Annotated in this window: 13 protein-coding genes; all 13 read left to right on the top strand. The window is 63.5% G+C overall.

Annotation, left to right across the window (positions count from 1 at the left end):
- Nucleotides 1-74: 74 nt before the first annotated feature.
- The 13 genes from AC066S_RS16280 to rpsL all read left to right on the top strand — a co-directional run bounded on the left by AC066S_RS16280 (nucleotide 75) and on the right by rpsL (nucleotide 20,922).
- A complete protein-coding gene (locus AC066S_RS16280; RefSeq protein WP_478270162.1) occupies nucleotides 75-1,343 on the top strand; it encodes a methyltransferase domain-containing protein in 1,269 nt (422 codons plus the stop codon).
- A gap of 370 nt (nucleotides 1,344-1,713) precedes the next feature.
- Nucleotides 1,714-1,905, top strand: coding sequence for a preprotein translocase subunit SecE (secE, locus tag AC066S_RS16275; RefSeq protein ID WP_028137033.1), 192 nt, complete (start codon nucleotides 1,714-1,716; stop codon nucleotides 1,903-1,905).
- On the top strand, nucleotides 1,905-2,459 hold the full coding sequence (gene nusG / locus AC066S_RS16270) for a transcription termination/antitermination protein NusG (RefSeq protein WP_007602985.1): 555 nt from the start codon (nucleotides 1,905-1,907) through the stop codon (nucleotides 2,457-2,459). Before secE ends, nusG begins: the two co-directional genes overlap by 1 nt.
- A gap of 131 nt (nucleotides 2,460-2,590) precedes the next feature.
- The gene (rplK, locus tag AC066S_RS16265; RefSeq protein WP_006611824.1) at nucleotides 2,591-3,019 is read left to right on the top strand and encodes a 50S ribosomal protein L11; all 429 of its coding nucleotides are present in this window, start codon (nucleotides 2,591-2,593) and stop codon (nucleotides 3,017-3,019) included.
- 6 nt (nucleotides 3,020-3,025) lie between these two features.
- A complete protein-coding gene (rplA, locus tag AC066S_RS16260) occupies nucleotides 3,026-3,718 on the top strand; it encodes a 50S ribosomal protein L1 (protein WP_126258096.1) in 693 nt (230 codons plus the stop codon).
- A gap of 90 nt (nucleotides 3,719-3,808) precedes the next feature.
- Entirely contained in the window at nucleotides 3,809-4,762 is a 954-nt protein-coding gene (locus tag AC066S_RS16255) for a 2-hydroxyacid dehydrogenase (RefSeq protein ID WP_478270161.1), read from the top strand.
- Between the two features lie 586 nt (nucleotides 4,763-5,348).
- A complete protein-coding gene (gene rplJ, locus AC066S_RS16250) occupies nucleotides 5,349-5,867 on the top strand; it encodes a 50S ribosomal protein L10 (protein WP_126258098.1) in 519 nt (172 codons plus the stop codon).
- A gap of 54 nt (nucleotides 5,868-5,921) precedes the next feature.
- Nucleotides 5,922-6,299, top strand: coding sequence for a 50S ribosomal protein L7/L12 (rplL, locus tag AC066S_RS16245; RefSeq protein ID WP_100177007.1), 378 nt, complete (start codon nucleotides 5,922-5,924; stop codon nucleotides 6,297-6,299).
- A 514-nt stretch (nucleotides 6,300-6,813) separates the two neighbouring features.
- The gene (gene rpoB, locus AC066S_RS16240; protein WP_126258099.1) at nucleotides 6,814-10,932 is read left to right on the top strand and encodes a DNA-directed RNA polymerase subunit beta; all 4,119 of its coding nucleotides are present in this window, start codon (nucleotides 6,814-6,816) and stop codon (nucleotides 10,930-10,932) included.
- A 129-nt stretch (nucleotides 10,933-11,061) separates the two neighbouring features.
- Nucleotides 11,062-15,258 carry a DNA-directed RNA polymerase subunit beta' gene (rpoC, locus tag AC066S_RS16235; protein ID WP_126258100.1) on the top strand — a complete coding sequence of 1,399 codons (4,197 nt, stop codon included), beginning with the start codon at nucleotides 11,062-11,064 and terminating at the stop codon, nucleotides 15,256-15,258.
- A gap of 193 nt (nucleotides 15,259-15,451) precedes the next feature.
- Complete coding sequence (locus AC066S_RS16230) at nucleotides 15,452-17,512, top strand: FAD-dependent oxidoreductase (RefSeq protein WP_478270160.1); 2,061 nt, start codon at nucleotides 15,452-15,454, stop codon at nucleotides 17,510-17,512.
- A 134-nt stretch (nucleotides 17,513-17,646) separates the two neighbouring features.
- Nucleotides 17,647-19,668: an ABC transporter ATP-binding protein gene (locus AC066S_RS16225; RefSeq protein ID WP_478270159.1), complete on the top strand. Its 2,022-nt coding sequence runs from the start codon at nucleotides 17,647-17,649 to the stop codon at nucleotides 19,666-19,668.
- Nucleotides 19,669-20,550: 882 nt separating this feature from the next.
- The gene (gene rpsL, locus AC066S_RS16220; protein WP_007603006.1) at nucleotides 20,551-20,922 is read left to right on the top strand and encodes a 30S ribosomal protein S12; all 372 of its coding nucleotides are present in this window, start codon (nucleotides 20,551-20,553) and stop codon (nucleotides 20,920-20,922) included.

Raw genomic sequence — 20,922 nt, 5'->3', positions numbered from 1 at the left:
CCATTGCTGCCGGTGTGGTTTTCACGGGGTGGGATTGCCTCACCCGATCGCCTGTCTCAATTTTCGGTTCCACGATGAAAAATCTGTTCTACGTCCGCCAAACCTGCCGCCTCTGCCATTCGGACAAGCAAGAGCTGGTCGTCCCGATGGCGGGCATGCCCATCGGCACGCCGAACTTCCAGGTCCCTGACGCCAGCGTCGACGATCCCGTGTTCCGCGCCGCGGTGCCGATGGCGCTGCATCTGTGCAGGGATTGCGGCCATCTCCAGATTCTCCATGTCGGCAATCCGGAGATCCAGTACCGCAATTACGTCTACACCACGTCGCTCTCGCTCGGTTTGCGGGAGCACTTCGCGGGCTATGCCGACGACGTCGTCAGCCGCTTCGCCATCGCGCCGGGCTCGCTGGTCGTCGAGCTCGGCAGCAACGACGGATCGCTGCTCGGCTTCTTTAAGGAGCGCGGGATGCGGGTGCTCGGCGTCGATCCCGCCGTCGAGATCGCGCGGCGCGCGACGGAGGCGGGGATCGAGACCATCGGCGATTTCTTCACCGATGCGATCGGACGTCGCATCCTGCAGAGCCACGGTGCGGCGAGCGTCGTGATCGCCAACAACATGATCGCCAATGTCGACAATCTCGATCCCCTGGTGATCGGCGTTCGCGACGTGCTCGCGCCGGACGGATTGTTCGTCTTCGAAACGCAATACGGCGTCGACGTCACCGAGAAGAACCTGCTCGACACCGTCTATCACGAGCACCTGTCGTATTTTAACATCAAGCCGCTGATCCGTTTCTTTGCCCGGCTCGGCATGGAGCTGATCGACGTCCAGCACATCTGGACCAAGGGCGGCTCGATCCGCGTGACCGTGCAGCGCGCCGGGGGCGCCAAGAAACCGTCGGCGGAGGTCGCGCGCTTCGTTGCCGAGGAAGACCGGCTCGGTGTCGATCAGCCCGCCTATTATGCGCCCTACGTGAAGAGGATCGCCGCCATCCGCGACGAGCTGGTCGCGATGGCCGACGCCGCCCATGGGCGCGGTCAGCTCGTCGCCGGCTACGGCGTCTCGGTCGGCACCACGACCCTGCTGCCGCAGTTCGGCCTGGAGAACAAGATCGACTTCCTGGTCGACGACGACCCCAAGAAGGGGAACGTGATGGCCGGCCCGGGCTATGACATCCCGATCCTGCCGCCTGCCGCCCTTTACGAGCGCAAGCCGGCGTTCGTGGTCGTCTTCGCCTGGCGCTATGTCGACCCGATTCGGGCCAAGCACGCCCGCTATTTCGCCGAAGGCGGAAAGTTCGTGGTGCCGCTGCCGGGCGTTTCGATGGTCGACCGGGCCAACTGATCCCGTGGCGGCGGAAGCGGCGAGTGCCCCCCGACGGGGCGCTCTGAGGAAGGCGGTTGGAAGCCGCGGTCACGCCGTGCCAGGGTGAGGCAGATAAGCCTTTGATCCGGCTTGGCTCTGATCTCCCGCCTGGAGCGATCGGCTCGCCTGGGCGCCCCCTCTATATCTTGACCTTTGCTCCTATCCGCAGTAGATACCCCGCACTCGCAGCCGGCCCGTTAGACGCGGATCTCCGGCGCGGCTTTGAAATCCCCGAACAATCGAGCCCGGTTTCCGGCTCATCCTTCGAGACAGAGGGCTGGGCCAACGGCGGCTGTTCGGATCCCTGAAATTCATTCGCGTCTGTCGACAGACGTTGGACATCAAAACGATGGCAGTCAGCCCGTTCAAGTTCTTGCAGGAAGTGCGCTCGGAGACCGCCAAGGTCACCTGGCCGACCCGCCGCGAGACCACGATCACCACCATCATGGTGTTCGTCATGGTCGCCGTGGCCTCGATCTTCTTCTTCGCCGCCGACCAGGTCATCCGCGTCCTCATCACCTTCCTTCTGGGCATTCAATGATGGCAACAGCAACCGCTCAACTGTCCGACAAGCGCTGGTACATCGTTCACGCCTATTCGAACTTCGAGAAGAAGGTCGCCGAATCGATCCGCGAGCAGGCCAAGCAGCGCGGGCTCGAGGAGCTGTTCGAGCTGGTGCTGGTGCCGACCGAGAAGGTCACGGAAGTGCGCCGCGGCCGCAAGATCGACGCCGAGCGCAAGTTCTTCCCCGGCTACGTGCTGGTGAAGATGAAGCTGACCGACGAAGCGTTTCATCTGATCAAGAACACGCCGAAGGTCACGGGCTTCCTCGGCGCGGAAAACAAGCCGATGCCGATCTCGGAAGCCGAGGCCATGCGCATCCTGCACCAGGTGCAGGAGGGCGTGGAGCGGCCGAAGGCGTCGGTGTCGTTCGAGATCGGCGAGAATGTGCGCGTGGCCGACGGCCCGTTCGCTTCGTTCTCGGGCGTCGTCGAGGAAATCGACGAGGCGCGCTCGCGCGTGAAGGTCGCGGTGTCGATCTTCGGTCGCGCAACGCCGGTCGAACTGGAATTCGGTCAGGTCGAGAAGGTCTGACCGGGTATTGCGCGAGACCTCGGTCTTGCGCGGCAAGAGGCGTGGGAGGACGAGGGCGGTTGCCAGCCGCCGTTGATCCCGACCACGAACCTGAAACCGCCGGCGACTTGCCGGCCCAACAGGAGTGATACATGGCAAAGAAAGTGACCGGATACCTGAAGCTTCAGGTCCCGGCCGGTGCGGCGAATCCTTCGCCCCCGATCGGTCCCGCGCTCGGTCAGCGCGGTCTCAACATCATGGAGTTCTGCAAGGCGTTCAACGCCCAGACCCAGAAGGAAGAGAAGAACACCCCGATTCCCGTGGTGATCACGATCTACGCCGATCGTTCGTTCACCTTCGAGATGAAGACGCCCCCGATGTCGTTCTTCCTCAAGCAGGCTGCCAAGATCCAGTCCGGCTCGAAGGCGCCGGGCCGCGACAAGGCCGGCAAGGTGACCAAGGCGCAGGTGCGCGAGATCGCCGAGAAGAAGATGAAGGATCTCAATTGCGATTCCATCGAATCGGCCATGAAGATGGTCGAGGGCTCCGCCCGTTCGATGGGCCTGGAAGTTGCGGGGTAAGCGGTCATGGCAATCGGAAAGCGTTTGAACAAAGCCCGCGAAGGTGTTGACCGCGAAAAGCTTTACCCGCTCGCGGACGCCATCAAGATGGTCAAGGAGCGCGCGAAAGCGAAGTTCGACGAGACCATCGAGATCGCGATCAACCTCGGCGTCGATCCGCGTCACGCCGACCAGATGGTCCGCGGCGTCGTGACCCTGCCGAACGGCACCGGCCGTACGCTCCGCGTCGGCGTGTTCGCCCGCGGCGCCAAGGCCGATGAGGCCAAGGCTGCGGGTGCCGACGTCGTCGGCGCCGAAGACCTGGTCGAGAAGGTGCAGAATGGCTCGATCGATTTCGACCGCTGCATCGCCACCCCCGACATGATGCCGCTGGTCGGCCGTCTCGGAAAGGTGCTCGGCCCGCGCGGCCTGATGCCGAACCCGAAGATCGGCACCGTGACCATGGACGTCACCGGCGCGGTGAAGGGTGCCAAGGGCGGCTCGGTCGAGTTCCGCGTCGAGAAGGCCGGCATCCTGCAGGCCGGCGTCGGCAAGGCCTCGTTCTCCGAGGAAAAGCTGGTCGAGAACATCAAGGCCCTGGCTGACGCCGTCGCCAAGGCCAAGCCCGCCGGCTCCAAGGGCACCTATATCCAGCGCGTTGCGGTGTCCTCGACGATGGGTCCCGGCGTGAAGGTCGAGCCGGGCACCATTCTCGGCTAAGGCTTCGAAATGACGTGAGGCGAGGGGCGGAATTGGGCAACCGATTCCGCCCCTCGTCGTTTGTGGCGGCGCTCACCGGAAACAAGAACAATGGCTGACAAGGTTCTGATCTATTCGCGCTTTCCCAAGACGATGATGGCGCGCTTCGCCGAGCGCTTCGAGCTGCTCGACACCGGCGGCAAGCCCGCTCGCGACGTGTTTCCGGCCGAGGAACTCGGCGGCATCCGCGCGCTGCTGACCGCCGGCGGCACACCGCTCGGCGCGGAGGCGATGGACCTGTTTCCCAAGCTCGGTGCCATCGTCTGCTACGGCACCGGCTATGACGGCGTCGACCTGAAGGCGGCCGCCAGCCGCAACATCGCGGTCGGCCACAGTCCCGGCGCCAACGCCGCCTCGGTCGCCGACATCGCGATGACCCTGATGCTGGCGACGACACGACGGATCCTGGTCGCCGACCAATATGTCCGCAGCGGCGATTGGGCCGCCTCGAAGCCGTCGCCGATGATGCGCCCGCAGGCCGGCATGCCCGGCCGCCGCATCGGCGTCTACGGCATGGGCGAAATCGGCCGCAAGATCGCGGCGCGCTGCGCCGCTTTCGAGAGCGAGGTCGGCTATTTCAGCCGCACCCGATACGATCTGCCTTATCGATATTTCTCGTCGCTGGAGGCGTTGGCCGACTGGTGCAGCGTGTTGATGATCGCGGTCCGGGCGGGGGCCGAGACCCAGCACGTCGTCGACGCCGACGTCCTGAAGCGCCTCGGCGCGGACGGCTATGTCGTCAACATCTCCCGCGGCTCGGTGATCGACGAGAAGGCCCTGGTGGCGGCCCTTACCGACAAGACCATCGCCGGCGCCGGCCTCGACGTGTTCGAGAAGGAACCGCACCGCCCCGATGCCCTGACCGCGCTGCCGAACGTGGTGTTCGCCCCCCATATCGGCGGCCACACCCTCGAATCGCACGTTGCCATGCAAGCTTGCGTGCTGGCGAACCTGACCGCGTTCTTCGCGGGCAAGCCGCTGCCTTACGCAGTCAAATCGGCCTGAATCGGTCCTTATCGGCCGCCTCAGGCCCTGCGGGCAACGGATCGGAACTGGTGTGAATTTTGCTCTTGGCAAGCCGGCAGAGAGCGGTTAAAGAACCGCTTCCGGACGTGCCGGCTTCGGCGGGCGCGTTCGTGCACGCATTCCGAAAACCCGACAAGACAGGAGATCATTCCTTTTCAGGACGTCCGTAAGGATTTGCCCGAAAAGGAAGGAAAACCCGTCGGTTGGTGGAATGTGGGCAGGGGTCGGGCGGTTCGCCGGCTGACCTTGTCCTGTCCAAGACTGCAGGCGCCTGCGGGAAATTTCGATTTCTCAACGGCTTAATCGCATGGCCTGCATAGACGGGTGAAGACCGGATTTCACTTCGCATCCAGCTTTAAGGGCTGGTTCGCGAAACGGGTCTGGTTCGGACCTCGACACGCCGTGGGCGCCTTCAGGTGCTCCCGGAGGGCAGGCTTTGAATTGTCGTCTCGCCCGGCGCGTGTCCGAAGGGTCTTTGGCCCCGAGGTTCAGGTTTTGGGTGGGACGATGGGTGCAACCCGGCGGTCCCGCTTTCGCGATGACTGCCAACCGGAGAGAGCTTGCTGTGGAACGAGCGGCAAAAAAAGAGGCGGTCGAACAGCTCAATGAGGTCTTCAAGACCACGAGCGTCGCGGTCGTTGCTCAATATTCCGGCCTCACCGTCGCCCAGATGCAGAAGCTGCGCCAGCAGATGAAGCAGGCGGGTGCCGCGGTGAAGGTCTCGAAGAACCGTCTCGCCAAAATTGCTCTTGAAGGCACTGACGTCGTTGCCATCGGCCCCATGCTGAAGGGACCGACCGTGATCGCCACTTCGAACGATCCGGTAGCGGCGCCAAAGGTCGCCATCGAATTCGCCAAGGCGAACGAAAAGTTCGTCATCATCGGCGGCTCGATGGGAAAGACCGTCCTGAATGTCGACGGCGTGAAGGCGCTTGCCTCGCTGCCGTCGCTTGATGAACTGCGCGGCAAGATCGTCGGCCTCATCGTGGCCCCGGCGACCAAGCTGGCTCAGCTCGCCAATGCGCCCGCGGGCAAGCTCGCGCGCGTCATCCAGGCTCATGCCTCAAAGGGCGAAGCGGCCTGACGCCCTTCGCAAAACTCAAACCCGAACCAGACTTACACGTAAGGAAACTGAACAATGGCTGACTTGCAGAAGATCGTTGACGACCTCTCGAGCCTCACCGTGCTCGAAGCTGCTGAACTGGCGAAGCTCCTCGAAGAGAAGTGGGGCGTTTCGGCTGCCGCGGCCGTCGCCGTGGCCGGTCCGGCTGGCGGTGGCGCTGCTGCCGCTCCGGCGGAAGAGAAGACCGAGTTCACGGTCGTTCTCGCCAGCGCCGGCGACAAGAAGATCGAGGTCATCAAGGAAGTCCGCGCCATCACCGGTCTCGGCCTGAAGGAAGCAAAGGACCTCGTCGAGGGTGCTCCGAAGCCGCTGAAGGAAGGCGTGAACAAGGAAGAAGCCGACAAGATCAAGGCCCAGCTCGAGAAGGCTGGCGCCAAGGTTGAGCTGAAGTAACGCAAGTTACTCAGCGAAATCCCGGGCTCGCGAAGCGAGACCCGGGATCTCGTCCCAAGATCGTGGATGGCCGGGTCCAGCCCGGCCATGACGATCGGAAAGACGGGCGCCAGATGCAAAAGGCGTGCGACGGAACGTCCCGACGCGGGCTGAACACGAAAAAGTGCGGGGATTTGAGGGTCTACCCCTCGAATCTCCACTATTGTCGCCCCATATCGGGTCGGCAGCACGAAAGCGCGGTGGCGGGGGTTCCGGATCCCTGTAAGCCGTTGGGAGAGCAGGCTATTTCGGGCTTTTGCAGTCCGTGAAGACGATCGTTGTGACGGGCGGGCGCGCACCAGCGCCCCGCGCGTCGTTTTGCGTTTTGAAGGTCTGAAGAACAGATTCGGGACATTCTCGCCTGAAACTGAGTCTGCGGCCCCCAAAACGGGTTCGAAAAATTCAACCCGGGGAGCGGTGGCAGCCGCGTCCTGGACGGCGCGCCCAGATCGGGCGACGAAAATGAGAGGCCACGATGGCGCAGCAGACATTCACCGGTCGCAAACGCGTTCGCAAGTTCTTCGGACACATCAAGGAAGTGGCCGAGATGCCGAACCTCATCGAGGTTCAGAAGGCGTCCTATGACCAGTTCCTGATGGTCGATGAACCCCAGGGTGGCCGTCTCGACGAGGGTCTGCAGGCGGTGTTCCGCTCGGTGTTTCCGATCTCCGATTTCTCGGGCACCTCGATGCTGGAATTCGTCCGCTACGAGTTCGAGCAGCCGAAATACGACGTCGACGAGTGCCGTCAGCGCGGCATGACCTTCGCGGCTCCCCTCAAGGTGACGCTGCGCCTCATCGTGTTCGATATCGACGAGGAAACCGGCGCCAAGTCGGTGAAGGACATCAAGGAGCAGGACGTCTACATGGGCGACATCCCGCTCATGACGATGAACGGCACCTTCATCGTCAACGGCACCGAGCGCGTCATCGTCTCGCAGATGCACCGCTCGCCCGGCGTGTTCTTCGACCACGACAAGGGCAAGACCCATTCCTCGGGCAAGCTGCTGTTCGCCGCCCGCGTGATCCCGTATCGCGGCTCCTGGCTCGACATCGAGTTCGACGCCAAGGACATCGTCTATGCGCGTATCGACCGTCGCCGCAAGATTCCGGTGACGTCGCTGATGTTCGCCCTCGGCCTCGACGGCGAGGCGATCCTGTCCACGTTCTACAAGAAGATTCTCTACAAGCGGACCAAGGAAGGCTGGCGCGTTCCGTTCGACGCCAACCGTTTCCGCGGCTATTCGACCGTCAACGACCTGATCGATGCCGACACCGGCAAGGTCGTGCTTGAGGCCGGCAAGAAGCTCACCGTCCGTGCCGCCCGCCAGCTCCAGGAGAAGGGGCTGAAGGCGTTGCGCATGTCCGACGAGGAGCTGGTCGGCAACTACGTCGCCGAGGACCTCGTCAACCCGAAGACGGGCGAGATTCACGCCGAAGCCGGTGAGGAAATCACCGACAAGCTGATGAAGGCGCTCAACGAGCAGGGCTACAAGGAGCTGCCGCTGCTCGACATCGACCACGTCAATGTCGGCCCCTATATCCGCAACACGCTCTCGGCGGACAAGAACATGACGCGCGAGGACGCGCTGTTCGACATCTACCGCGTGATGCGTCCGGGTGAGCCGCCGACGCTGGATTCGGCGCAGGCCATGTTCCAGTCGCTGTTCTTCGACGCCGAACGCTACGACCTCTCCGCGGTCGGCCGCGTCAAGATGAACATGCGCCTCGACCTCGATGCGCCGGACACCCAGCGCACGCTGCGCAAGGAGGACATCCTCTCCGTCATCAAGACGCTGGTGGACCTGCGCGACGGCAAGGGCGAGATCGACGACATCGACCATCTCGGCAACCGCCGTGTGCGCTCGGTCGGCGAGCTCATGGAGAACCAGTACCGCATCGGCCTGCTGCGCATGGAGCGCGCGATCAAGGAGCGCATGTCCTCGGTCGACATCGACACGGTCATGCCGCAGGACCTGATCAACGCCAAGCCGGCGGCTGCCGCCGTGCGCGAGTTCTTCGGCTCCTCGCAGCTCTCGCAGTTCATGGACCAGACCAACCCGCTGTCGGAGATCACCCACAAGCGCCGCTTGTCGGCACTTGGACCGGGCGGTCTGACCCGCGAGCGCGCCGGCTTCGAGGTGCGCGACGTGCATCCGACGCATTACGGCCGCATCTGTCCGATCGAGACGCCGGAAGGTCCGAACATCGGCCTGATCAACTCGCTCGCGACCTTCGCGCGCGTGAACAAGTACGGCTTCGTCGAGACGCCGTATCGCAAGGTCAAGGACGGCCGCGTCACCGACGAGGTCGTGTACCTGTCGGCGATGGAAGAGGGCCGCTACACGGTCGCGCAGGCCAACGTGCCGCTCGACCCGAAGGGCCGCTTCACCGAAGACCTCGTGGTCTGCCGTCATGCCGGCGAAGTCTTGCCGGTGACGCCGGACAAGGTCGACTACATGGACGTGTCGCCGAAGCAGCTGGTTTCGGTCGCCGCGGCGCTGATCCCGTTCCTCGAGAACGACGACGCCAACCGCGCGCTGATGGGCTCGAACATGCAGCGCCAGGCGGTGCCGCTGGTTCGCGCCGAGGCGCCGTTCGTCGGCACCGGCATGGAAGGCGTGGTCGCGCGCGACTCGGGTGCTGCGATCGCGGCGCGCCGTTCGGGCGTGATCGACCAGATCGACGCCACCCGCGTCGTCATCCGCGCCACGGAAGATCTCGATCCGACCAAGTCGGGCGTCGATATCTACCGCCTGATGAAGTACCAGCGCTCCAACCAGTCGACCTGCATCAACCAGCGTCCGCTGGTGAAGGTCGGCGACATCGTCAAGAAGGGCGACATCATCGCCGACGGTCCGTCGACCGATCTCGGCGAGCTCGCGCTGGGGCGGAACGTGCTGGTCGCGTTCATGCCGTGGAACGGCTACAACTTCGAAGACTCGATCCTGCTCTCCGAGCGGATCGTGAAGGAAGACGTCTTCACCTCGATCCACATCGAGGAGTTCGAGGTGATGGCGCGCGACACCAAGCTCGGCCCTGAGGAAATCACCCGCGACATTCCGAACGTCTCGGAAGAAGCGCTGAAGAACCTCGACGAGGCCGGTATCGTCTACATCGGTGCGGAAGTGCGCGCCGGCGACATCCTGGTCGGCAAGATCACGCCGAAGGGCGAGAGCCCGATGACGCCGGAAGAGAAGCTGCTGCGCGCCATCTTCGGCGAGAAGGCTTCCGACGTTCGCGACACCTCGCTGCGCGTTCCCCCGGGCGTGCAGGGCACGATCGTGGAAGTGCGCGTGTTCAACCGTCACGGCGTCGACAAGGACGAGCGTGCGCTGGCGATCGAGCGGGAAGAGATCGAGCGTCTGGCCAAGGACCGCGACGACGAGCAGGCGATCCTGGATCGCAACGTCTACAACCGTCTTGCCGAGCTGCTCGAAGGGCGGCAGGGCATTGCAGGTCCCAAGGGCTTCAAGAAGGACACCAAGATCACCCGCGCGGTGCTCGAGGAGTACCCGAAGTCGCAGTGGTGGCTGTTCGCGTCGCCGAACGACAAGCTGATGGCCGAGATCGAGGCCATGCGGAAGCAGTACGACGAGTCGAAGAAGGGGCTTGAACAGCGCTTCCTCGACAAGGTCGAGAAGCTTCAGCGCGGTGACGAATTGCCGCCCGGCGTGATGAAGATGGTCAAGGTCTTCGTCGCGGTGAAGCGCAAGATCCAGCCCGGCGACAAGATGGCCGGCCGCCACGGCAACAAGGGCGTGGTGTCGAAGATCGTGCCGATCGAGGACATGCCGTTCCTCGAAGACGGCACGCATGCCGACATCGTGCTCAATCCGCTCGGCGTGCCCTCGCGCATGAACGTCGGACAGATCCTCGAGACCCATCTCGGCTGGGCCTGCGCCGGCCTCGGCAAGCGTATCGGCCAGACCGTCGATGCGTACCTGTCGAAGCAGGACATCAAGCCGCTGAAGGAGACCTTGAAGAAGGTCTACGGCGACGACGAGACGATCAAGTCGCTCAACGACAATGAGCTGCTCGAGCTCGGCCACAACTTGAGCCGCGGCGTGCCGATCGCGACGCCGGTGTTCGACGGCGCCAAGGAAGCCGACATCGAGGAGATGCTGAAGCTTGCCGGTCTGGACGCCTCGGGCCAGTCGACCGTCTATGACGGCCGTACCGGCGATCCGTTCGATCGCAAGGTGACGGTGGGCTACATCTACATGCTCAAGCTGCACCATCTGGTCGACGACAAGATCCACGCACGTTCGATCGGTCCGTACTCGCTCGTCACCCAGCAGCCGCTGGGCGGCAAGGCGCAGTTCGGCGGCCAGCGCTTCGGCGAAATGGAGGTGTGGGCGCTCGAGGCCTACGGCGCGGCGTACACGCTCCAGGAGATGCTGACGGTGAAGTCGGACGACGTCGCCGGCCGTACCAAGGTGTACGAGGCGATCGTGCGCGGCGACGACACGTTCGAGGCCGGTATTCCGGAATCGTTCAACGTGCTGGTCAAGGAAATGCGCTCGCTCGGCCTCAACGTCGACCTGCACAACTCCAAGATAGGACCGGCGCCGACGTCGGAAGCGGCCGAGTAATTCGACCTGTCATGCCCGGCCTTTGCGGCCGGGCACCGGCGCCCCGCCCAAGGCCTTGAGGGCAGGGCGCCTGCTTGAAGTGATTTTCGAATTTGCGGCCGGAGGCGACCGGCACGCGAGGAGAAGACGATGAACCAAGAAATTATGAATCTCTTCAACCCGACGACGCCGGCTCAGGTCTTCGACCAGATCCGGATCTCGATCGCGTCTCCAGAGAAGATTCTGTCCTGGTCCTACGGCGAGATCAAGAAGCCGGAGACCATCAACTACCGCACCTTCAAGCCCGAGCGCGACGGCCTGTTCTGCGCCCGCATCTTCGGGCCGATCAAGGACTACGAGTGCTTGTGCGGCAAGTACAAGCGCATGAAGTACAAGGGCATCATCTGCGAGAAGTGCTCGGTCGAGGTCACGCTGTCGCGCGTCCGGCGCGAGCGCATGGGTCATATCGAGCTCGCAGCCCCGGTCGCCCACATCTGGTTCCTGAAGTCGCTGCCCTCGCGCATCGGCCTTCTGCTGGACATGACGCTGAAGGATCTCGAGCGGATCCTCTACTTCGAATACTACGTCGTGCTCGAGCCGGGTCTCACCGCGCTCAAGGACCGTCAGCTGCTGTCCGAGGACGAGTATCTGAAGGCGCAGGACGAATACGGCCAGGACAGCTTCACCGCCATGATCGGCGCCGAAGCGATCCGCGAGCTGCTCAAGGGCATGGACCTCGAGAAGCTGGAGGCCTCGCTGCGCGTCGAGATGCAGGAGACCGACTCCGACATCAAGCACAAGAAGCTCGCTAAGCGCCTGAAGATCGTGGAAGCGTTCCGCCACTCCGGCAACAAGCCGGAATGGATGATCATGACCGTGGTCCCGGTGATTCCGCCGGACCTGCGTCCGCTGGTGCCGCTGGACGGCGGCCGCTTCGCGACCTCGGACCTCAACGACCTCTATCGCCGCGTCATCAACCGCAACAACCGCTTGAAGCGGCTGATGGAGCTGCGCGCGCCGGACATCATCATCCGCAACGAGAAGCGCATGCTTCAGGAAGCGGTCGATGCGCTGTTCGACAACGGCCGCCGCGGCCGCGTCATCACGGGCGCCAACAAGCGTCCGCTGAAGTCGCTCGCCGACATGCTCAAGGGCAAGCAGGGCCGCTTCCGCCAGAACCTGCTCGGCAAGCGCGTCGACTATTCGGGCCGTTCGGTGATCGTGGTCGGTCCCGAGCTGCGCCTGCATCAGTGCGGCCTGCCGAAGAAGATGGCGCTCGAGCTGTTCAAGCCGTTCATCTATTCGCGGCTCGACGCCAAGGGCCTGTCCACCACGGTGAAGCAGGCCAAGAAGCTGGTCGAGAAGGAGCGGCCCGAGGTCTGGGACATCCTGGATGAGGTGATCCGCGAGCATCCGGTGCTGCTCAACCGCGCCCCGACGCTGCATCGCCTCGGCATCCAGGCGTTCGAGCCCGTGCTGATCGAGGGCAAGGCGATCCAGCTTCACCCGCTGGTCTGCTCGGCGTTCAACGCCGACTTCGACGGCGACCAGATGGCCGTGCACGTTCCGCTGTCGCTCGAAGCGCAGCTGGAAGCGCGCGTCCTAATGATGTCGACCAACAACATCCTGCATCCGGCCAACGGTCAGCCGATCATCGTGCCGTCGCAGGACATCGTGCTCGGTCTCTATTACGTTTCGATCATGCGCGAAGGTCTGCCCGGCGAGGGCAAGATCTTCGGCGACATGGCCGAGCTCGAGCACGCCCTGCACGCGAAGGTCATCCACCTCCACACCAAGATCAAGTACCGTTGGCAGGGCATGGACGAGACCGGCAAGGTCTCGACGCGCTGGATCGAGACCACCGCCGGCCGCGTCATGCTCGGCAATCTGCTGCCGAAGAACCCGCGGATTTCGTACGAGATCATCAACAAGCTGATGACCAAGCGCGAGATCTCGGGCGTGATCGACCAGGTCTACCGTCACTGCGGTCAGAAGGAGACGGTGATCTTCTGCGACCGCATCATGGCGCTCGGCTTCTACAACGCGTTCAAGGCCGGCATCTCGTTCGGCAAGGACGACATGGTCGTGCCGCACGGCAAGTGGAAGATCGTCGACACCACCCGTACGCTGGCGAAGGATTTCGAGCAGCAGTACAACGACGGTCTGATCACCCACGGCGAGAAGTACAACAAGGTCGTCGACGCCTGGTCGAAGGCCACGGAAGAAATCGCCAAGGCGATGATGAAGGAGATCTCCTCGACCAAGAAGACGGCGAGCGGGGCCGATGCCGACATCAACTCGATCTACATGATGGCTCACTCCGGTGCCCGCGGTTCGCCGGCCCAGATGCGCCAGCTCGCCGGCATGCGCGGCCTGATGGCCAAGCCGTCGGGCGAGATCATCGAGACGCCGATCATCTCGAACTTCAAGGAAGGCCTCTCGGTGCTCGAGTACTTCAACTCGACCCACGGCGCCCGCAAGGGCCTCGCGGACACCGCGTTGAAGACCGCCAACTCCGGCTACCTGACCCGTCGTCTGGTCGACGTCGCGCAGGACTGCATCATCACGCAGAGCGATTGCGGCACCAAGCTCGGCATCAAGATGCGCGCCATCGTCGATGCCGGCACCGTGGTCGCTTCGCTCGGCTCGCGCATCCTCGGACGCACGGCCTGCGAAGACATCCGCGACAGCTCCGGCAAGGTGATCATTAAGCGCGACACGCTGATGGAAGAGAGCCATCTGGACGCCATCCAGCAGGGTGGCGTGCAGGAGGTGAAGATCCGCTCGGCGCTGACCTGCGAGCTCGTCAACGGCATCTGCGGCAAGTGCTACGGCCGCGACCTCGCCCGCGGCACGCCGGTCAACCACGGTGAAGCCGTAGGCGTCATCGCGGCGCAGTCGATCGGCGAGCCGGGCACCCAGCTCACCATGCGCACCTTCCACATCGGCGGTGCGGCGCAGCTCAACGAGCAGTCCTTCGTCGAAGCCAACTTCGACGGCAAGATCGTGATCAGGAACAAGGCCATCGCCCGCAACAGCGAAGGTCACCTGATCGCGATGGTGCGCAACATGGTGGTGGCGATCGTCGATGCCGACGGCACCGAGCGTGCGACGCACCGCGTCCAGTACGGCTCGCGCCTGCACGTCGACGAGGGCGACATGGTCAAGCGCGGCCAGCGCATCGTCGAGTGGGATCCCTACACCCGTCCGCTCCTCACCGAAGTCGAAGGTACCATCGGCTTCGAGGATCTGGTCGAGGGGCAGTCGATCTCGGAAACGCTCGACGAAGCCACCGGTATCGCCAAGCGCGTGGTCATCGACTGGCGCTCGACCCGCGGCGGCTCGGACCTGCGTCCGGCCATCGTGGTCAAGGGCAAGGACGGCAAGGTGCTCAAGCTCGCCCGTGGCGGCGATGCCCGCTACATGCTGTCGGTCGACGCCATTCTCTCGGTCGACGTCGGAGCCAAGGTCAATCCGGGCGACATTCTCGCCCGTGTCTCGACCGAAAGCGCCAAGACGCGTGACATCACCGGCGGTCTGCCGCGGGTGGCGGAACTGTTCGAGGCACGGCGTCCGAAGGATGCGGCGATCATCGCCGAGATCGCGGGCACCATCCGGTTCGGGCGCGACTACAAGAACAAGCGTCGCATCTCGATCGAGCCGATGGACAAGACCGACGAGCCGCGCGAGTACCTGATCCCGAAGGGCAAGCACATCCACCTTCAGGACGGCGACGTCGTCGAAAAGGGCGACTTCATCGTCGAAGGCAATCCGGCGCCGCACGACATCCTGGCGGTCAAGGGCATCGAGGAACTCGCGGCCTATCTGGTCAACGAGATCCAGGAGGTCTACCGGCTCCAGGGCGTGCTCATCAACGACAAGCACATCGAGGTGATTGTCCGTCAGATGCTCCAGAAGGTGGAAGTCACCGACCAGGGCGATACGGACATGATCTCGGGCGAGCAGGTCGACAAGATCGAGTTCGACGCGTTGAACGAGAAGGCCAAGGAAGAGGGCAAGAAGCCCGCCACGGGAACGCCGGTTCTGCTCGGCATCACCAAGGCGAGTCTCCAGACCCGTTCGTTCTTCTCGGCGGCCTCGTTCCAGGAGACCACCCGCGTCCTCACGGAAGCGGCGGTCAACGGCAAGGTCGATCCGCTCGAAGGCCTCAAGGAGAACGTCATCGTCGGCCGGCTGATTCCGGCAGGTACCGGCGCCTCCATGGCCAAGATCCGCGAAGTCGCCATGAAGCGCGACAAGCTGATCCTGGACGAACGCGAGAAGCAGGCGGCCGTCGTGTCGCCCGCGCCGGAAGCGGAGCTTCCCGCGCTGCCGCCCGCGGAATGATCGTTCATCCGTAGGAATACTGAGGACAATGAAAGGGCCGGCGCAAGCCGGCCTTTTTGCTGCATTCCTCGCTTGCTGCAATGCAGGATCAGCCTTTGTTCATCTTTCCTTCAGGCGTAAAAGGGCTTCTGCTAGGAGAGTTTACACCGGTGGTCCCGCGAAGGGGGGCGGACCGGGAGACCACGGAACTCATATGCTTGATCTCGCAATCGTAGGCGGCGGTCCCGGCGGGCTGATGAGCGCCTGGTACCTGAAGCGCAAGCTTGGCGATCTCTGCCGCGTCACCATCTACGAGGCCTCGGACCGGCTCGGCGGCAAGATCGTCACGCGCAAGTTCGATTCGGCGCCCGCGATCTACGAGGCCGGCGTGGCCGAGATCTACGATTACTCGATGACGGGTCCGGATCCGCTGCGCGAGTTGATCCAGCATTTCGGCCTGCAAACCATCCCGATGGACGCCGAGCAGGTGCATCTTGGCGGCGAGCTGCTGAACGATGTGGCCGGCATGCGCCGCAAATACGGCGCCAAGACCGCGGCTGCGATCGAGGCCTTTCGCAAGCGTTGCACCGAGGTGTTGTCGCCGGTCGAATATTACGAGGGCGTCGGCGCGCACGACAACGAGAATCCCTGGGCTTACAAGACCGCCGAGCAGGTGCTCGACGAGGAGGTCGAGGACGAGACCGCCAAGCGCTTCTTCAAGGTGATGGCGCGCTCTGACATCGCGACCGAGAGCCACAACACCAACGGCCTCAACGCGCTCAAGAACTACCTGATGGATGTCGACGGCTATATCGGCCTCTATTCCATCCAGAACGGCAATGAGCAGCTGATCGAGTGCCTGCAGTCGGAGGTCAACGCCGACATCCAGCTCAATCATCGCGTGCTCGCCGTGGGCAAGGCGCCGACCGGCCGCTACCAGCTCAAGATGATGAACGGCAAGGGACCGGAGACCCGCGACTTCGATCTCGTGCTGGTCTGCCTGCCGCATTCCTGGCTCGCCACGCTCGGCTGGGAAGGCGAGCAGCTGCGCAAGTCGATGGTCAAGCACGTCTCCTATTTCGACCGTCCCGCGCATTACCTGCGCGTCTCGATCCTGTTCGACACGCCGTTCTGGGGCGAGAAGATTCCTGGCGCCTGGTTCATGTCGGAAGCCTTCGGCGGCTGCTGCGTCTACAACGAGGGCGCGCGTCACGACGTCGGCAGGCACGGCGTGCTGAACTGGCTGATTCCCGGCTCCGACGCGCTGGCCTTCGCCAACCTGTCGGACCAGGAGCTGATCGACGCCGCGCTGAAGTCGCTGCCGGCCTCGCTCGGCGATGCGCGTTCGCATTTCATGGAAGGCAAGATCCACCGCTGGCTGTCGTCAGTGAACGCCATACCGGGCGGTCTGCCCGTGCGCGACGTCATGACCAATCACCGGCCGGAGCCGAAGGAGCATCCGGGCATCGTGGTGGTCGGCGACTATCTGTTCGACTCCACGCTCAACGGCCTGCTCGACTCCTCCGACGCCGCTACCGACATCATCCTGACCGAGATGATGCGGCTGCGCCGGGAACGCGCGCAGGAGGACAAGCCGCTCTCCGACAAGGTCGATCGCGATTATTTCGAGAACTATCGCGGCCTCGGTCCTTATCACGAGGCGTGGCGCCACTTTACCGACCCCGATTATCTCACCAAGCTGCTCGGCATCGTCTGGGGCAAGACGAAGGGCGCCAGGCTGCTCGTCGCGGGCTCCGCCAGCGGCGAGCTGGTCGGCGCGCTGCGCGAGCGCGGCATCGATGCCTTCGGCATCGAGAACAACCGCGCCATCCACGCCAAGACGCCGAAGGCGCTGAAGAAGTACAACAAGCTCGGCTCGATCACCGACATGCCGTTCAAGGACGGCGCGTTCGACTTCGTGTTCGAGACCAGCCTCTGCCACGTTTCCCCGAAGCAGCTGGTCCGCGCGATCCGCGAGCTCAACCGCGTGGTCAAGACCGGCCTCGTGTTCGGATCGATCACCTCGGACATGGCTCCCGCCCTGATCGACCGCTACGACCTGCTGCGCGGGGTCAAGAAACTCGGCACCTGGTGGGAATGGTCCGAACTGTTCTTCGGTAATGGTTTCGACCTCTCGATGCACCGCAAGGATTGCACCGATGCGCTCTGGGAGGCGACGCTCGCCGCCAACAAGGGGCCGGGGCAGTGGTACGCCGACGCCGACAGCTTGCGCTATTCCTTCTTCGACAAGGTCGAGGACGAGGACGAGGAATAGCCGCGGGACACGCGTCGAATTCGGCCAATTGTTTTGCCGAATTCATCTTGATCGCATAGAATCGGTGCAATAGCGGTTGCCGCTATATCCTGCTTTCTCTGCGGTCATGCCGGCCGTCAGCATCGGTTGGTTTCATGGCATCCAAGCCTCTTTCGCCCGACGACAAGCCTCTCTCCCCCGACAAACAGAAGCTCGCCGCAGAAAAAGCGGCCGAGCTCGACGACAAGCACGCCGCGGCGGCCAAGCCGGACCTCGACGACGAGGAGGATGACGAGGACGAGGCGGACGACGGGCAGGAACTCGATGACGACGATGAGGACGAGGACCTCGTCGTCTTTACTGCCCGCGAAGCCGCCGGCGCGCTCGCGACCATCCTCGGCTTCGTCAAACCCTATCTGACGAACTACAAGCGGATGCTGTCGTTCGTGGCGTTCGGCGTCTTCGTCGAGACGCTGTTCAACGTCATCATGCCGCTCAGCCTCAAGTTTCTGATCGACGAGGCGCTCGGCGAGGAGGACTTCCAGGCGCTGTACAAGATCCTCGGCGTGCTCGCCGTCGCCGGCATCTTCACCTCGATCGTCGCGGTCTGGTACGAGCGCTGGGATGCGCGGCTGGCCGCCTGCATCATCTCGGACGTCCGCAAACGCCTGTTCGAGCACGTTCAGGACTTGCCCGCGGCCTATTTCGGCCGCACCAAGCGCGGCGAGATTCTGTCGCGCTTCTCGGTCGACCTCTCGGCATTCGAAGGCTCGGTGAAGACCTTCGCCAACAGCGCCGCGCTGCCGTTTCTGGAACTGATCGCGGGTATCGTCCTGATGGTGTTCTTGAACTGGCAGCTCGCGGTGGTCGCGCTGCTCGTGTTTCCGATCACGCTGATCGGCCCGCGGATCCTGACGCCCAAGGCAGTGCAGGCCAATTACGAGCAGAAGCTCAACGAGAGCGCGCTGCTCGGCATGGTGCAGGAGAACGTGGCGGCGCAGGCCGTGATCAAGGCATTCAGCCTGCAGCGCAAGATGTTCGGCTTCTTCGCCTTCCGCAACGACGAGACGCGCAACAGGATCGCCTCGGCCGCTTTCCTGTCGACAATGGTGGAGCGGACGGTCACCATCTCGGTGCTATTGCTGCACCTCGTGGTGCTCGCGATCGGCGCGTATCTCGCGACCAAGGGCCAGATCACCATCGGCACCTTCGTCACCTTCGAGAGCGCGTTCTGGGAGGTCTCCTACAACATCGCCCATCTGATGCATTTCATCCCGGTGTCGATCTCCTCGGCCGCCGCGATCCGCCATATCCAGGAGCTGCTGGACGAGCCGACCCGCGGCGCCGATCGGGCCGGTGCGCCCGATTTGCCGCGCATCACCAACGACATCACCTTCGACCACGTCACCTTCCAGTACGAGGGCAGTCAGACGCCGGTGCTGGATAATCTCAGCCTCAAGCTCGACGCAGGCAAGCGCATCGCGATCGTCGGCCCGAGCGGCTCCGGCAAGAGCACGTTGCTCAACCTGATCCTGCGGCTCTACGTGCCCGACGAGGGTCGCGTCACCATCGACGGCGTCGACGTCCGCAAAGTGACGCTGGATTCGCTGCGCCGGAGCATGGCGGTGGTGTTCCAGGAGAACATGCTGTTCAACATGTCGATCCGGGAGAACATCCGGCTCGGCAAGGAGGGCGCGACCGACGAGGAGGTGGAGGACGCGGCCAAGAAGGCCGAGATCCACCGCTACATCATGAGCCTGCCGCAGCGATACGACACGCCGGTCGGCGAGCGCGGCGATACCCTGTCGGGCGGCCAGCGCCAGCGCATCGCGATCGCGCGCGCGATCATCCGCAACCCATCTGTGCTGCTGCTCGACGAAGCCACCTCGGCGCTGGACCAGACCACGGAAGCTGCGATCAACCGCACGCTGCTCAAGGTCGCCAAGGGCCGCACCATGATCTGGTCGACCCACCGTCTGACGTCGGTGGTCGAGATGGACGAGATCATCGTCATTTCCGGGGGCAGGGCGATCGAACGCGGCACTCATGCCCAGCTGCTCGCCAAGAACGGGACCTATCGCAAGCTGTGGAACGACCAGATCCACCAGCCGCACGGCGCAGCCGCCCCCGTCGACGATGGCCGAGACGAGGACGACGAAGACGATGACGAGGAATGACCGGCCGCGATTCGGTGATTCCGGTGATCGGCATCGGCGCGGTCCGCACCAGACGACGAGTTTTCGATTCGAAAACCCGGTCGATAGCTCTCATTCGAATTGATCGTCAGCGTCGAAACGTCCGCGCGGCCGCCGTCGTGGGCGTTGGTCGCGCGGCAACTTCGGGCGCTCCCGGTGAAATCTCTGGTGCCGATGACTGCCGAAGCGGAGAGATTAACGCCCCTTAACGCATGGCGAGCAAGAAAAAGCCCTGCCAATGGTTATAAAGTTGCGTTTTACCCGGGTATAAAATGCAACCAGGCTGGCCAAGTGGAGGCTGGCCTCCCATATCAGGGGAGCGCGGCAAGGGTGGCAAACAGCGATTTTGACAGGCTCCTGAAGCGCTTCGTGACTGTCGTTTCGCCTTGACTTGAGCGACTCTCACTTATAGAAAGCGCCTCACTTAACGACAGGCGGTGAGCATCGCCAGCGTCGGAACGGGCCACCCGTTAGATCCCCAAGGACCAAGTCCACAAGGGATCGCTCAAGGCGGGCACCAACCTCGACGAATGCCGCTCAAACGCTGTCGATCATAGCTAGGCAATGCCAGTGCGATTCTAGGTCTCTTGAGCGAGTTCTCTTGAGATCGAATTCGGATGCATGACCTCAGTACGCAGGCCGCGGCTCTACGCTGACCGGCCTTAATGCTGCGGTCCTCTGTGGCGTCGAAGCGCTTTCCGCCCGTTGATGGGGCGGTTGGCGCGATTTCGCTTTGTGCGGATAGTTCCGCGGAAGGCGGCCTCGTCGGGCAGGTGGCTCGAAAGAATTTGCAGTCCCGGCAACGGGCTGCGGCAAGACAGCGGATCCGGAAGGGGCCGCGACAGAACAAAGGGTAAGGCCAGGATGCCGACGATCAACCAGCTGATCGCTCAACCGCGTGAAGTGCAGAAGTCGCGCAAGAAGGTGCCGGCGCTGCAGCAGTCGCCGCAGAAGCGTGGTGTTTGCACCCGCGTCTACACCACGACCCCGAAGAAGCCGAACTCGGCGCTTCGTAAGGTCGCCAAGGTGCGCCTGACCAACGGCTTCGAGGTGATCGGCTACATCCCCGGCGAGGGCCATAACCTCCAGGAGCACTCGGTGGTCATGATCCGCGGCGGCCGCGTCAAGGACTTGCCCGGCGTGCGTTACCACATCCTCCGCGGCGTTCTGGATACCCAGGGCGTCAAGAACCGTAAGCAGCGTCGTTCGAAGTACGGCGCGAAGCGTCCGAAGTAA

This window comes from Bradyrhizobium sp. CFUWI, assembly GCF_056429085.1.
The sequence above is the reverse complement of the archived record's forward strand: the minus strand, read 5'-3'. Positions and strand labels throughout refer to the sequence as shown.